The 2,013-nt window shown below is 41.5% G+C and carries 1 protein-coding gene; it reads right to left on the bottom strand.

From position 1 onward, the window contains the following. Positions 1–215: 215 nt before the first annotated feature. On the bottom strand, positions 216–2,013 hold a 1,798-nt coding region (locus tag CXF78_RS15355), incomplete at its 5' end, for an ABC transporter ATP-binding protein (RefSeq protein WP_102037276.1).

Here is a 2,013-nt window from a genome sequence, read left to right on the forward strand (position 1 = left end):
ATTTTATGTCTGTATTATCCCTCTGATATGCCTCAAAGCTTTACCAAGCAATCCAAGCAATCCAAGCAATCCAAGCAATCCAAGCAATCCAAGCAATCCAAGCAATCCAAGCAATTAATATTCTACTTACCTTTTTGTGCCTATTTTTTATTCCTGTGCATAAAAAAGCCACTCAAATTTGAGTGGCTAACTAATGTTAATGGTTCAAGTTTTGATTAATCTAATCCTAAAAAACCGCCAGTTTGATGGGCCCACAGTTGTGCGTATATCCCTTTGGCATTAATCAGCTCTTGATGAGTACCTTGTTCAACAACACAGCCTTTATCTAATACAATGAGTCTATCCATAGCTGCAATCGTTGAAAGTCGATGCGCTATCGCAATCACTGTTTTACCTTCCATCAATTCATACAACGACTCTTGAATCGCTGCTTCGACTTCAGAATCTAATGCTGAAGTGGCTTCATCAAGCAATAGAATTGGCGCATTCTTAAGTAATACTCTTGCAATGGCGATCCGTTGGCGTTGACCACCAGACAGCTTAACGCCGCGCTCACCTACTTGGGCATCAAGCCCTTTGTTGCCAAAGGGGTCCGTTAAATTGTCAATAAACTCTGCAGCTTGTGCTTGAGTTATCGCCGCCATTAATTTTTCATCACTGGCATGTGGATCACCATACAGAATATTTTCACGGATCGAACGGTGTAATAACGACGTATCCTGAGTCACCATACCAATATTTGCCCGTAATGAGTCTTGGGTAATATCCGTTATAGGTTGATCATCAATCAGTATTTGGCCTTTTTCAACATCATGAAAACGCATCAATAAGTTTACTAAGGTCGATTTTCCTGCACCAGACCGTCCCACTAAGCCGACTTTCTCACCTGCTTTAATATTCAGGTTTAGCTGCTCAATAACGCCTTTTTTTTCACCATAATGAAAGCAAACCTGGTTGAAATCGATTTTTCCATGGTCAACAACAATGTCTTTTGCATCCATTTTATCTTGGATAGCAATGGGTTTTGATAACGTATTCATACCATCGGTAACGGTACCAATATTTTCAAATAGTGAACTGATTTCCCACATAATCCATTGTGACATGCCATTTAAACGCAACGCTAAACTCACCGCAATCGCAATGGCGCCAACCGTAATAGCATTGTCTGCCCATAACCAAATAGACACAGCCGCAATGGTGAACGCTAATAAGTAATTGATGATTTGCACTAAAACATTAATGATCGTTACCAGACGCATTTGGCCATAAACGGTTTTTAAGAAACGCGTCATACTATCTTGGGCGTAGTCAGCTTCCTGAGTCGTATGCGAGAACAGCTTTACGGTTGATATGTTGGTGTAACTGTCGACAATGCGGCCAGTCATTGTCGAGCGAGCATCGGCTTGTTCTGTCGATATCGCTTTCAGCTTTGGAACGAGTTTCCATTGGATCAACACATAAGCTGCTAACCAAACGAGCATGGGTAGCATTAAACGTACGTCAGCAGTGGCAATCATGACCAACATAGAGGTGAAATACACTAAAATATACATCAGTACATCCAGTAATTTCATAACCGTTTCACGTACAGCAAGCGAAGTTTGCATTACCTTTGTGGCGATCCGTCCTGCAAAGTCATCTTGATAAAATGAAATACTCTGCTTGAGTAAATAGCGATGTGCTTGCCAACGAATAGCCATGGGGTAGTTACCCAAAAGCGTTTGGTGCACGATAGAAGCATGTAACCAGACAACCAGCGGTATGACGACTAAGACAATCACTGACATGGTAATCAAGGTAGTGCTTTCATCTTGCCACAATGTTTGCGGATTTTTGGTGACTAACCAATCTACCAGTTGTCCCATAAAGCCAAACAGTGACACTTCCAACATTGCCATTATGGCTGTTAGTACTGACATGATAATTAAAGGCAAACCAAACCCGCGGGTATAATGACGACAAAATGCGTACAAAGTATTGGGTGGCTGAGTCGGTTCTTCTTGCGGTAAA

Source organism: Shewanella sp. 11B5 (genome assembly GCF_002836795.1).
GTDB lineage: Bacteria > Pseudomonadota > Gammaproteobacteria > Enterobacterales > Shewanellaceae > Shewanella > Shewanella frigidimarina.